Origin of the sequence: Mesorhizobium sp. M0522, assembly GCF_040321085.1 — a bacterium.
In the GTDB taxonomy this organism is placed as follows: domain Bacteria; phylum Pseudomonadota; class Alphaproteobacteria; order Rhizobiales; family Rhizobiaceae; genus Mesorhizobium.
In genome coordinates, this window is sequence record NZ_JAMYQW010000003.1 from 57,956 (window position 1) to 69,635 (window position 11,680).

Here is an 11,680-nt window from a genome sequence, read left to right on the forward strand (position 1 = left end):
CGGATCATCGAGAAAGCGCAAACGCTGAGGAGGAGCGTCGACGTGACGGCCGATATCGAGATCAGGAACGTAAGCAAGCAGTTCGGTGCCATGACGGTGCTGGATCATCTGTCGCTCTCCATAAGGGCACGCGAATTCATCGTGTTCCTGGGCCCGTCCGGCTGCGGAAAATCGACGCTTCTTCGAATGATTGCCGGGCTCGAAGCTGTCGATAGCGGCGAGATTGCCATCAACAACGAGCGCATCGATCATCTGCCACCGGGCAAGCGCGGCATTGCCATGGTGTTCCAGTCCTATGCGCTTTATCCGCATATGACGGTGCGCGACAACATGGCCTTCGGCCTTGCGAATATCGGCGTACCAGGCAAGGTCATCGAGGCGCGCATCAACGAAGCCGCCCGCATCCTGGAAATGCCGCATCTGCTCGATCGCAAGCCGGGCCAGCTCTCCGGCGGCCAGCGCCAGCGCGTCGCCATCGGCCGTGCGATCGTCAAGGAGCCGAAGGCCTTTCTGTTCGACGAGCCGCTCTCCAATCTCGATGCCGCGTTGCGCACCCGTACCCGCATCGAGCTTGCCCAGCTTCACCAGCGGCTGCAATCGACGATGATCTTCGTCACCCATGATCAGGTCGAGGCAATGACGCTGGCCGACCGCATCGTCGTCATGAACAATCGCAAGATCGACCAGATCGGTACCCCGATGGAGATCTACGAGCGCCCGGCGACCAAATTCGTCGCGGGTTTCGTCGGCGCGCCGGCGATGAACTTCGTCGATGCGACGCTTGACAGATCCGGCAAGAACGCCACGGCCAGGTTTGCGGACGGCGTCTCGGTGCAGACCGAGATCGCCTCCAGCCATCTGACCGATGGCAAGTACACTTTCGGCATCCGTTCTGAAGACGTGCGCATCGTTGCCGCCGGACAGGGCAATGCCGGCGGCGTGGTCGATGTGCTCGAGCGGCTCGGCGAACGCACCCTGATCTACGCGCGGCTGGGCGATGGCCAGCAGATCGTCGGCTCGGATGCCGGCAACAGCCGCGTCGCCGTCGGCGACAGAATCGGGCTCGCCTTTGACGGCCAGAAATCGCATCTGTTCAACGAGACCGGCCGCGCATGGCATGCGAGGGAGGCCTGAGATGGCTGACCGGCTGGCGATGTCCCCGACCGCGACGCTTGCTGTCGGCGTCAGAGCCCCTACCGCCGACATCTATGCGCCGCAATGGCGAAACGTCATTTTCGTTGCGCCATTCTTGTTCTTCTTCACCACGCTGCTGCTCTTCCCGCTGCTCTGGGGGATGTGGCTGAGTTTCCACAAGGCCGACACGTTTTCGTCCGGAAATTTTGTCGGTCTCGGCAATTACGCCAGGCTGTATCACGACAAGGTCTTCCTGCAATCGATCTGGAACACCTTCTATTTCGTGCTTCTGACGGTGCCGACGCTGGCGCTGATCGGCCTTTTCCTGGCGCTTTGCCTCAACCGCCGCACGCGCACTGCCGCGGTTTTGCGGACGCTGTTCTTTTCCTCGTCGGTGCTATCGGTCACCATCGTCACGCTGATCTGGCGCATCGTCTTCATTCCGAATGTCGGCCTGTTGTCGACGATCTACGGATGGTTCGGCGCAACGGCTCCGGCCTTCATTTCCGATCCCAGCCTGGCGATGGTCGGCATCGCCATTGCCACCATCTGGTGGTGCATCGGCCTGCCGATGATGCTCTTTCTCTCGGCGCTCCAGCAGATTCCACAGGATATTTACGAGGCGGCAGCGCTGGACAATGCCAATCGCTGGCAGACGCTACGCTCGATCACGCTGCCGTCGATCAAGCGGACCTTCATCCTGGTGATCATCATCCAGATCGTGCTGCAATTCCAGCTGTTCGGCCAGGCCTGGCTAATGACGCGCGGCGGTCCGAACAATCTGACCAAGCCGATCGTGCTCTATATCTACGATACCGCATTCCGTCGCTGGGATCTCGGCCTGGGCGCCGCTGCATCGGAAATCCTGTTCATCCTCATCCTGGTCGCGGCCATGGCCCAGTACTTGGTGACACGCAGCAGGGGAGACCAGGCATGAGCGCCCCAGCAGCTTCCATCAAGGGCCGGGCATTCGGCGACCATTTGTTATTGGCCCTGGTCATCCTGCTTTCGATCGTCATGATCGCGCCGGTTCTGTGGGTCATCGGCCTGTCATTCAAGGACAATACGGAGCTGATGGCCGATCCGAATTCGGTGTTTCACGCGCCCTATACGCTGAAGAACTACATCAACACCGTCGGCACCTCGTCGGTGTTCATCTGGGTGCGCAACAGCATCATCGTCTCGGGCGGATTGACGCTCGGCACGTTGATCCTGTCGTCGCTCGCCGGCTACGGCTTTGCACGGCTGAATTTCCCCGGCCGAGACGTGCTGTTCGTGATCGTGCTGTTCGGTCTGGCGGTCCCGGAACAGGCCGTGCTTGTCGCCCGTCACCAGATCTTCAGCATGCTGAAGTTCCACAACACCTATCAAGGGCTCATTCTGCCGGGCCTTTCGGCTCCGTTCGGTGTCTTCCTGATGACCCAGTATTTCAAGGCCATCCCGAAGGAGCTGGACGAAGCCGCCATGCTCGATAACGCCAGCCGGCTCAGAATTTTCTGGAAGGTGCTTCTGCCGCTCACGCTGCCTGCGCAGGCGACGCTCGGCATCTTCACCTTTCTCGGCGCCTGGAACGACTACTTCTGGCCGCTGATTTCGGCGACGAAGAAGGACATGTTCACGCTGACGGTCGGCATGGCCTCGACCCAGACCAACTTCGCCCAGTCCGAAGGCATCGGCTTCCTGATGGCGCAGGCGGTGTTCGCCGGTGCACCGATCCTGATCGTCTACCTGTTCTTCCAGAAATACATCGTCACGGCGGTCTCCGGCGCTGCGGTGAGATAACGAAGATTGCCTGACGGCCGGGGGAATGCGCAGCAATTGAAGCACGAAAGCCAATCCAGGGTGGAGCGGCGGAAACTCAGTAGGAGGAACTGATATGAAACTGAAGAAAATACTGTTTGCCGCAGTTTCTGCGGGCACAATGCTGCTCGCAGCTCCAAGCTTCGCGGCCACGGAACTGAGCGTGCAGCGCTTTTTCGGCGCCTGCGATGCCGATTTCGGCACCAACACCGATGCCACCAAGGCCGTTGGCGAATGCGGCATCATCACCTCGCTGATCAACAAGTTCAACGCCGACAATCCCGATGTCCATGTCAACGTCACCACCGTGGAATGGCCCGGCTATGATCAGCTGACCGCGCAGTTCGCTTCAGGCGACGCTCCGGACATCGTCACGATCCATGAATCCGTACTGTCGGATTATCAGTCGAAGGGCCTGTTGATGCCGCTCGACGATCTCTTGAAGTCGGTCGGCGTGACACCCGACGCCTTCACCGACGCGGCGCGCAATGGCGCCACCAAAGACGGCAAGATCTACGGCCTGCCGATCGACAGCTGGACGATGCTCTATCACGTCAACATGGATCTTTTCAAACAAGCCGGCCTGGTCAATGCCGACGGCACGCCGATTTTTCCAAAGTCGCCCGAGGAACTGCTCGCCCAGGCCGAACAGTTCAAGCAGAAGACGGGCAAGCCTTATTTCGTCCAGAACCTGGCCAATGAGACTGCACTCTACACACGCAACCTCTACACCTATCTTTTCCAGCAGGATTCCGATTTCTTCGCCGATCCGAAGCATGTGAAGTTGAATACGCCGGAAGCCAAGAAGGTCGTCGAGATGTACAAGGCGATCTTCGAGAAGGGCTACACCACCAAGGATCTCGATTATGGCGGCTCGATCAACGCCTTCCTTGCCGGCGAGGGTGGCGTCCACCTTAACGGCACCTGGGTGGTCGGCGATTACAACGCCCAGTCCGAGACCAAGGGTACGGCGCTCAACAAGGGCGGCTATGCGGTCTATCCGTATCCGCAGCTGTTTGGCGGCGCCCACGCGCAATATGCCGACGGCCACACCTGGGCCGTTTCGCAGAAAGAACGCACGCCTGAACAGATCGCGGCCATCGGTAAATTCCTGAAGTTCTTCGCCGACAACGACTTCGAATGGTCACGCACCGGTCACCTGCCGGCCTATAAGGCCGTCATCACCTCGGACGCCTTCAAGGCCCTGCCGCATCGCAACACGATCTCTGCGGTCGCTGATCTCGGCAAGCCGCTGCCGTCCGCCGTACAGCGTCAGTTTGCGATCCAGGACATTATCGGCGAAGAGATGAGTGCAGCAATCAGTGGCCAGAAGGACGTCGACACCGCCCTTGCCGACATGGAAAGCCGCGTCAACGAATTGCTCGCCAACATTTGATCACGGGTTTCGAAAGGCCCTCCCAAGGCCCCCCGCGACTGGAAACGGCCGCGGGGTTTTGGTGAGGGAGTGGTTATTGTCCTCGAATTGCGAGAACTTGCCGGTGGCGACCGGGTCAAACACGCCAACCACGGCGCCGCAACCTCGGCAGCAGCCGACGCAAGCCCTGGCCGGAGGATTCCGTTAGAACGCCGCGGCCATGGGCATTGCGACCTTGTTGGGGATCTGGATGTCGATCTCCAATCTCGACGTCGTTTCGCCGTGATCCATGCTCACCTGCAGGAAATCCTGGTCGACCTGAACATGCCGGGCGATCACCGCCATGATCTCCTCGCGCAACACCGAGACGAGATCGGGCTGGTTGCGGCTTCGACGCTCGTAAGCCAACAGCAGTTGCAAGCGTTCGCGCGCCACCGGCGCGCTGCCGCGGCGCTTGAAGATATCGAGCAGGTTCATGCTGCCCTCCTTCCCAACAGCCGGTCGAGGAGGCCCCTCCGCTCGAAAGGCAGAATGACCGGCAGGTCCTCGCCCTCGAGTCTTCTTGCCGCGTCGATATAGGCGCGTGCGGCGGGGTTGGTGTTTTCGCTGAGCGTAACCGGCGCGCCCACATTGGATGCGCGCAGCACGTCCTGGCTCTCGGGAATTATTCCCAGCAAGGGCGTCGACAGGATCTCGAGCACGTCATCGATGCTCAGCATCTCGCCGCGGGCAGCGCGCGCAGCATCGTAGCGTGTGACGAGGACGTGTTTGACAATCGATTCACCTTGCTCGGCTTTCATCGTTCTGGAGTCGAGCAGGCCGATGATGCGATCGGAATCGCGGACCGAGCTCACTTCCGGGTTGGTGACGATTACCGCCTCGTCGGCAAAGCGCATGGCAAGTTGCGCGCCCCGCTCTATGCCGGCCGGGCTGTCGCAGAAGACGTAGTCGAAAACGGAGCGCAGCTTGTCGATGACGTCGGCGACGCCTTCCTCGGTGAGAGCATCCTTGTCGCGCGTTTGCGAGGCCGGCAGCAGGAACAGCGTTTCGAGTCGCTTGTCACGGATCAGCGCCTGCGAAAGCTTGGCGGTTCCCTGAATGACGTTGACGATATCGAAAACAACGCGCCGCTCGGCACCCATGATCAGATCGAGGTTGCGCAGGCCGACGTCGAAATCGACGAGAGCCACCCGCTTGCCGGTTTTCGCGACCGCGGCGCCGAGAGCGGCCGTCGAGGTCGTCTTGCCGACACCCCCTTTGCCGGATGTGACAACCACTACCTTGCCCATATTTGTGCCTCCAATGTTGTTAGTTGAGCGGTGCGACGCAAAGTGCGCCGTCCTCGAGAAAGGCCTGTACCGGCCTTCCTCGCGAGGAGGCGTCCATCTCCTCGGCAGTGCGGTACCAGCCGTCCACCGCCAGAAGTTCGGCTTCGTTTTTCCGGCAAAAGATGCGAGCCGCGGAATTTCCCGTGGCGCCGGCGAACGCACGTCCACGCAGCGTGCCGTAGACGTGGATCGATCCTCCGGCGATGATCTCGGAACCGGAACTGACGGAGCCGACAATGACCACATCGCCATCGGGATGAAAGATCGACTGGCCGGAGCGGATCGGTGCCTTGATCATCAATGAGTTCGGCGCCTGCGGCTCTTCCGTCTTGGCCTCAGCTGCGGCCTTCGGGTGCGGCTGCACGTAAAGCGCGTCGGCGGTGGCCTCCTTGGCGCCAACGAGGAGCGGCGGCAGATCGGCATCGAGAGCTACATTGCCATCGGCCTCGATCGCGTAGATGCGAATCCCGCGCTCCGCGAGTTGTAAGACCAGATCCCGCATCTCGCCCACCTCGGGCTTGAGTATATTCAGATCGAGCACGACCGGGCGGCCGGCAAAGAAGCCGGGAGAGTTTTCGGTCCAGTGATCGAGGCTTTGCAGCCATTCCCCTAGCGGGGCCTCAGGGGTGAGGGTGAAGGCTACAAACGAGCGCGCTCGAAAGCGTATGGACTTGTTTTGGATGGGAGCGACGCAGGTCACAGAGGCGAGTCCTTACTGATTGGTTAAGGCTAGCCCGGCATGGTTAACGAAAAGTTAATGGCGGCTTCCCGAGGCGTTGGCGGAGGCATTCTTTTTGCCCCTGATCGCCCCGCCGGCGCCCTGCTTCCGATGCACGACGAGGTCCTCCTCGCGGCTGCCTGGAGGCGCCTCCAGTTCACGAGGTCGGCCGACCGGTATATTGTTGCCGGAATGCCGGGCCTATTAAGGAGTTATCGATTTGACAAGCGTTGCCAAGGGGCCTGTCGCGGATCGCGGTCGCGCTACCTATGACCTTGGCGCGACCGCCATCTTTGCTTCCAAATCAGACCCGCGCTTTCACTATTGCCTGTATGTGCCTCCCGCGGTTGGGGAAGGGGCCAAAGTCGATCTGATGGTTGCTGTCCATGGCACCGGCCGCACCTCTTTTCTTGGATTCCGCGATGCGTTTTCCGAGTTCGGACGCTGGAACGGCTGCGCCGTTTTGTGTCCGCTGTTTCCAATCGGCGTTCTCGGGGATGATGCCCGCAGCGGATACAAATATTTGCTCGAGGGCAACATACGCTACGATCAGGTGCTGCTCGCCATGGTTGAGGAGGTCAGCGCCAAATACAGTCAGGATTGGAGCCGGTTTGCCATGTTCGGATTTTCCGGCGGCGGGCATTTCACGCATCGTTTTGCTATCCTGCATCCCGACAGGCTCTGGGCGGCCTCAATCGGCGCGCCAGGCTCGGTGACCTTGCTCGATCCGACGCGTGACTGGTGGGTGGGCATTCGCGATCTGCCGGAGAAGTTCGGCATCACCTTCGATGCCGCAGCGCTGGCAAAAGTGCCTTTCCAGATGATCGTCGGCGACGCTGACCTGGAGACTTGGGAGATCACTCATGTCCAAGGCAGCACCCATTGGATGCCGGGCGCCAACGATGCGGGGCGAACACGGCCGGAACGCCTCATGGCATTGTGTCGATCGTTCGAGGAGGCGGGGGCGCGCGTGCGCTTCGATTTGCTGCCAGGCGTATCTCATGAACGGGATGCGGTTCTCGATTCGGTCAAGGATTTCCTCGCCCAACAACTCAAGGAACGAGGGAATGCCTCACGATAAATTCGTTGCGCCCCAGCCCGTGAAGAGATTATCGCAATCAAAGCCCGACCACGTCGACCGCATCCAACCGCGATCTGCTGGCAGTGCGTAACGACTAGAGCAACGCTTCGTATTGATCGCCAATCTTGTCGACTGTGAAATCCGCCGCCCTGTTTTTCAGCACGGCAGCAGGGGTGGGGTGGTCCAGCATCTCGGCCATCGCCTTCGCCAGGGCCGCGGCGTCACCGACCGGCACCAAGGTGCCGAAACGGCCGTCAGCGAGTATTTCGCGCGGGCCATGCGGAGCATCGGTGGAGATTACGGGGACACCGGCGGCCATGGCCTCGACCAAGACGTTGCCAAAGCCTTCGCTCGTGGATGTAAGGACGAACAGATCGGCTGCGGCGTAACAGGCTGCGGGATCGTTGACGTAGCCGGCAAAGAGTACGTCCTGGCCAATGCCGATCTGCTCGGCACAGGCGTGCAATTCGGCAGCCAGCGGACCTTCGCCGAAGATGACAAGCCGGGCAGGGCGGCCGGCGCGCAGGGCAGCGAAGGCCCGCAGCAAAGTCCGGTGGTCCTTGACCGGCACCAGGCGTCCGGCGGTGGCGATGACCGGGCCATCGCCCATCGCCGCCAACGCTGCCTGCCAGGCATAGGAATTCCCCTGCGGTGCTTCAGCCGGCGGCAGCGGGTTGTTGATGACGACAACCTTCGATTCGGGGAAGCCGCGGGCGATGATGTCACGGCCGACACCCGCTGAAACGGCGATGGCTTTGGTTGCGCGCGCTGCAACCAGCGCGGAAAGCCAGATCGCCAGCCTCGCGCCGAGGCCGCTGGCAGGCAGCGATGCGGCGGCATGGAAGCTTGGAAAGAATTTTGCCCGGCTTCTGGCCAACATGAGTGACAGCGCCATCACCAGATTGGCGAATTCCGGGGCGCTATAGACCGCATCAGGATCAAGGCGGCGGAACAAATTTGCGCTTCGCGCGATGCCTTTCAGCGTCGCCGACTTGGCGTAACCCTCGCCGCGCAAGAGAAGGCCGAAGTCGACCAGATGAACGGCAGCGGAACGCAGCGCGGCGTTAGGGCCTTCCGCGTTCCAGGTAAAAAGCGTGACCTCGTGGCCACGCGACGCCAGTTCATTTGCCATCAGGACGAAAACACGTTCGGCGCCGCCGCCCCTCAGGCTGGCGATGTGGAAAACGATGCGCTTCGCCATGCCTTGCTTCAGGCTCGGCTGGCGGCAAGGCCTGATCGGTTCGGCGGCCGGCGCATGTCGCGGATGATGCCCATGCCGATGGCCAGAAGCATGCCCAGGGCAAAGCCTGCGAACGCTCCTGCGCCTGCCACCAGGGCAGTGCGCGGAGGCCATGAGCGCGCGGGCGGGGGCACCGCGGTCGAAATCACCTGTACGTTTGTGGTGTCGATCTGCTCGCGCTCGCTGATTTGGCGCGCACGTGACAGGAAGCTCTCATAGACCGCTCTCTTCGAGGCGGCATCGCGTTCAAGTTCACGCAGGGCGACTTCGGATTCGCTGTCGGTGAATACATTGCTCTTCAGATCGTTCATCCTGGCGTTGAGAGAAGCCAACGAGGCCCTGGCCTTGTCCAGGCTGGCCTTTGCCGTGCCGATGGTGCGGGAGAACTCGGCCCGGAGTTGCGAGTTGACGGTCTCGAGTTCCGTCCTGAGCCTGACAATCGTCGGGTGGCGCGGACCGAAGGTCATCGACTGTGAGTCGATCTGCTGCCGCAGGCTGTTTGACCTGTCGCGCAGCGCCGCGAGCGCTTCCGAAACCGTGGGGTCGGGATTGGCCCCGTTGATACCGGAGGCAACCAGGGCGTCGTAGCTTGCCTGCGCGGCGATGACACGCGATTGCGCATCGACGATTTCGCCATTGAGCTGCGTCAGCGTCTGCGAACTGACGAGCTGGCCATTGCTGGACGACAGGTTGTGGCTGCGCCTGTAGCTCTCGACCTTCTCTTCGGCTGCCTGCACGTCGCTCTTGAGTTGGCCAAGCCGGCTGTCAAGGGCAGCCGCGGCACGGCTGGCGCCGGCAGCTTCCGCCTTAGCCAGTTCTTCCTGGAAGTTTTTGACTATGGCCTGCGAGATCAGGATCGCCTTGGCGGTGGTTTCCGCAGATACCGAGAGGGTTGTGACAAACGAGGTCGGATCCGCGATGGCGTCTACCCGGTCCGCCAGGTTCTTCAAGGCGATGAGCCTCGGGTCGGGCTTCGCCACAGCGCCGGACGAGGATGTGCTCCGGTCCGGATCGAAAAACTCCGGATCGTGAGTCAGATTCAGTTCGTCCACCACACGGGAAAGCACGTTGCCCGAGGTCAGGATGCGCTGCTTGCTGCGCGTGCTGAGCAGTTGGCTATCGATCTGGCCCGGTTGCGAGTAGAGGTCGTTTTCCACAACCTGCAAATTGGATGGGTTGATGAGGACCTCGGTCGTGACGGTGTAACGCTGCTTGCTCAGCAATGCATAGGCGCCGCCGACAATGCCGCCGATTACCGCCAGCATGAAGGCCAGGGCGAGGCCGGCCCGCAGCCAGACGAACAGGCGTCGAAAATCGAGCTCGAGGAAATCGCCGATCTTGTCCAGGGTCACCGTTGCGACAGGCTCTGGAGGTTGCGGCGTCACCGGCGCGGAGCTTAGCGCCGCGACTGGGCCATGCTGTTGCAGCAATGCCCTGCGCCGTGCATTGGCGATACGCTCGAATGCACTGTTATTGGAAGCCGTCGCGGAGATGGGGGGTGTGCCGGAACCGGCAGACATGGTGACAACCCTTGTTAAATCATTACGCTTGGCCTGCTCTACAGAAACATCGTTAACATCTTATTTTCCAAGTTGGCCCATTTTACCGCTCACGCTGTCCGTCCGGCGGACGTTGAAGGGATTTCGTTGCCCAGAATGCCGTTCGAATATCGCCATTTGGATGGGCCATGAGCTATCCCGCTGCCGCTTCGGAACGATTATCGTCCAGCCGAGCGCGCCGTCAGAACGCGCTGTCGCTGCTGTTTTTCCTATGCGCAGCGTTCGCGCTCCTGCTTCGCTTTACGGTATCACCGCAGGTGATGAACATGGTCGTCGACTATACGGCCCAGGGAGGCTCGTTCTACGAGAAGCTGCATTTCGGCACCTATGCGATCATCCTGCTGCTTCCTATCGTTCTTTTCAGCCGGCCGTTTCTGCTGCACGGCGACGAAATTGGAATATTCAAGGCGTTGATCCGCTATTCGGTGCTGATGTTCGCGCTGGTGCCCTATCTGTTCGTTACCGGCCGTGCGGGCTCCTCCGGGTTCATCATCGATACCTATCTGGTGGCCGGCGCCACAGGCCTGTTGATGCTGGCATTGAATGCAGAGGTGCGGCGGGCGCTGGGGGACGTCGTGCTTGGAATGGCGATCCTGAGCGCTGTCATCGGCACCATCGAGGCGGTGACTCAACATCGGCTGTTGCCCTATGGGTTGAACGAACTGCAATTCAGGCCAACTGGCCTGTCGGCCCATCCGCTGGCACTGGGCGCGCTCTGCGCCACAACCATCGGATTCGTGCCGCTGACGCACTGGCGCATATGGGCGCGGGTGATGGCGATCTTCCTGTTGTTCATCGGTTGCGCTGCATCGGGCGCTCGCGCCGCGCTGATGCTCGCCACCGGCGAAATCCTCATTCTGCTGCTGTTCGTGCCTTGGCCGGGCCTGTCGCTCAAATATGAGCGGCAGGCCAAATTTGTCGTGCTGATGTTCACCGTGACGGGTGGCGCGGTGCTCGTAGCGGTACTGTTTGCGGGCGGTCTGCTGAATCGGTTCAGCAACACCATCTTCGACGAAAACTTCATGGCCCGGGTGACCATTTATCAGGTGTTCGGACTGGTCAGCTGGAACGACATCCTGTTCGGCATGAACGTTGACGACCTGCTGGCGATCGTCCGGCAGAAGCTGCATCTGCCCTACATCGAAAGCGCGCCGGTGGTAATTATCTTGCTCTTCGGCCTGCCCATAGCCCTGCTGTTTACAGCGCTGATATTCTGGTTCGTCTTCCGGCTGCTGCGCGGGGCGCCGCTGCCGGCACGGATCGGCACCATAACGTTCTTGCTTGCCGCGCTGTCAAACAACGCGCTTTCGTCAAAAACGCCGGACATGACGATCATCGTGGTGTTGCTGCTTGCCTACAGGAAGCAGCCCCATGGAGGCTCGCTCGAGAGCATGCCTTCGGCTGCTGCATCCAGCCCAAACCCGGCTGGATCTCGTTAAGCACGG

Annotated in this window: 11 protein-coding genes; 6 read left to right on the forward strand and 5 right to left on the reverse strand. The window is 60.9% G+C overall.

What is annotated here, in order from left to right:
* Positions 1-42 precede the first annotated feature (42 nt).
* The 4 genes from NKI58_RS05175 (at position 43) to NKI58_RS05190 (ending at position 4,330) form a co-directional block, all read left to right on the forward strand.
* A complete protein-coding gene (locus NKI58_RS05175) occupies positions 43-1,134 on the forward strand; it encodes an ABC transporter ATP-binding protein (protein WP_352784215.1) in 1,092 nt (363 codons plus the stop codon).
* Positions 1,135-1,153: 19 nt separating this feature from the next.
* Positions 1,154-2,071, forward strand: coding sequence for a carbohydrate ABC transporter permease (locus NKI58_RS05180; RefSeq protein WP_051406145.1), 918 nt, complete (start codon positions 1,154-1,156; stop codon positions 2,069-2,071).
* Positions 2,068-2,916 (forward strand): carbohydrate ABC transporter permease, encoded by an 849-nt coding sequence (locus NKI58_RS05185; RefSeq protein WP_352853077.1) that lies wholly within the window; start codon positions 2,068-2,070, stop codon positions 2,914-2,916. Before NKI58_RS05180 ends, NKI58_RS05185 begins: the two co-directional genes overlap by 4 nt.
* Before the next feature lie 94 nt (positions 2,917-3,010).
* Positions 3,011-4,330 carry an ABC transporter substrate-binding protein gene (locus tag NKI58_RS05190; RefSeq protein WP_352784221.1) on the forward strand — a complete coding sequence of 440 codons (1,320 nt, stop codon included), beginning with the start codon at positions 3,011-3,013 and terminating at the stop codon, positions 4,328-4,330.
* A gap of 183 nt (positions 4,331-4,513) precedes the next feature.
* Here the strand turns inward: NKI58_RS05190 and minE are convergent, their stop codons facing one another.
* Genes minE through minC form a run of 3 tightly spaced genes read right to left on the reverse strand, consistent with a single transcriptional unit; the run spans position 4,514 to position 6,337 of the window.
* The gene (gene minE, locus NKI58_RS05195; protein ID WP_023677151.1) at positions 4,514-4,786 is read right to left on the reverse strand and encodes a cell division topological specificity factor MinE; all 273 of its coding nucleotides are present in this window, start codon (positions 4,784-4,786) and stop codon (positions 4,514-4,516) included.
* Positions 4,783-5,598, reverse strand: a complete 816-nt coding sequence (minD, locus tag NKI58_RS05200; protein WP_023677152.1) for a septum site-determining protein MinD — start codon at positions 5,596-5,598, stop codon at positions 4,783-4,785. The genes minE and minD overlap by 4 nt, the downstream gene beginning before the upstream one ends.
* 19 nt (positions 5,599-5,617) lie before the next feature.
* Positions 5,618-6,337, reverse strand: a complete 720-nt coding sequence (gene minC, locus NKI58_RS05205; protein ID WP_023677153.1) for a septum site-determining protein MinC — start codon at positions 6,335-6,337, stop codon at positions 5,618-5,620.
* A gap of 238 nt (positions 6,338-6,575) precedes the next feature.
* Here minC and NKI58_RS05210 point away from each other — a divergent pair, with 238 nt between their 5' ends.
* A complete protein-coding gene (locus NKI58_RS05210; RefSeq protein WP_023677154.1) occupies positions 6,576-7,436 on the forward strand; it encodes a hydrolase in 861 nt (286 codons plus the stop codon).
* 94 nt (positions 7,437-7,530) lie between these two features.
* On the opposite strand, the gene NKI58_RS05215 is transcribed toward NKI58_RS05210, so the two are convergent.
* The gene (locus NKI58_RS05215; protein ID WP_023677155.1) at positions 7,531-8,637 is read right to left on the reverse strand and encodes a glycosyltransferase; all 1,107 of its coding nucleotides are present in this window, start codon (positions 8,635-8,637) and stop codon (positions 7,531-7,533) included.
* An 8-nt stretch (positions 8,638-8,645) separates the two neighbouring features.
* On the reverse strand, positions 8,646-10,196 hold the full coding sequence (locus NKI58_RS05220; protein WP_352756639.1) for a GumC family protein: 1,551 nt from the start codon (positions 10,194-10,196) through the stop codon (positions 8,646-8,648).
* A 167-nt stretch (positions 10,197-10,363) separates the two neighbouring features.
* Between NKI58_RS05220 and NKI58_RS05225 the strand changes: the two genes are divergently transcribed.
* A complete protein-coding gene (locus NKI58_RS05225) occupies positions 10,364-11,674 on the forward strand; it encodes a VpsF family polysaccharide biosynthesis protein (protein ID WP_352784226.1) in 1,311 nt (436 codons plus the stop codon).
* Positions 11,675-11,680: the final 6 nt, after the last annotated feature.

Coding starts and splice junctions, on each gene's coding strand:
- NKI58_RS05190 (WP_352784221.1), top strand. CDS start 3,011: ATGAAACTGAAGAAAATACTGTTTGCCGCAGTTTCTGCGGGCACAATG.
- NKI58_RS05180 (WP_051406145.1), top strand. CDS start 1,154: ATGTCCCCGACCGCGACGCTTGCTGTCGGCGTCAGAGCCCCTACCGCC.
- NKI58_RS05225 (WP_352784226.1), top strand. CDS start 10,364: ATGAGCTATCCCGCTGCCGCTTCGGAACGATTATCGTCCAGCCGAGCG.
- minE (WP_023677151.1), bottom strand. CDS start 4,786: ATGAACCTGCTCGATATCTTCAAGCGCCGCGGCAGCGCGCCGGTGGCG.
- NKI58_RS05215 (WP_023677155.1), bottom strand. CDS start 8,637: ATGGCGAAGCGCATCGTTTTCCACATCGCCAGCCTGAGGGGCGGCGGC.
- NKI58_RS05185 (WP_352853077.1), top strand. CDS start 2,068: ATGAGCGCCCCAGCAGCTTCCATCAAGGGCCGGGCATTCGGCGACCAT.
- NKI58_RS05220 (WP_352756639.1), bottom strand. CDS start 10,196: ATGTCTGCCGGTTCCGGCACACCCCCCATCTCCGCGACGGCTTCCAAT.
- minD (WP_023677152.1), bottom strand. CDS start 5,598: ATGGGCAAGGTAGTGGTTGTCACATCCGGCAAAGGGGGTGTCGGCAAG.